Source organism: Terrabacter sp. Ter38, assembly GCF_024519435.1.
GTDB lineage: Bacteria > Actinomycetota > Actinomycetes > Actinomycetales > Dermatophilaceae > Terrabacter.
On record NZ_JALJRZ010000034.1, the window covers coordinates 1 to 374 of the forward strand.

The 374-nt window shown below is 55.3% G+C and carries 1 protein-coding gene; it reads left to right on the plus strand.

Annotated elements, in window-relative coordinates:
- Nucleotides 1–374: hypothetical protein (locus NR112_RS23300; protein WP_256796470.1), on the plus strand; the 374-nt coding region annotated here is incomplete at both ends.

A 374-nucleotide genomic window follows, 5' to 3' on the forward strand; every position in this document is an offset into this window, starting at 1 on the left:
GAGGGGAGGAGGAGGGAAGAAGAGGAAGAGAGAAAGGGGAAGGAAGGGGGAAGGGGGAGAGAGAAAGAGAAGGGGGAGAGAGGAAAGAAAGAAAAGAAAAGAGGGGAAAGGGAGGGGAGAGAAGGGGGAAGGAAGAGAGAGAGGGAGAGGAGGAAAGAGAGGAAAAAAGAAAGAAGAGGAGGGAAGAAGGAAAAAAAGAAAGAAAGGAAGAGGAGGAGAGAGGAAGAAAGAGAAGAGAAAGAGAAAGAAAGGAGAAGAAGAAAAGGAAGGAAAAGAAGGGGACGGCGGAGGCGACCGGGCGGGCACCAACGCGCGGGGCGGCAAGAGCGCGGGCGGGACGGCCGAGGAGACTGTGAACACCACGGCCTCGGGCT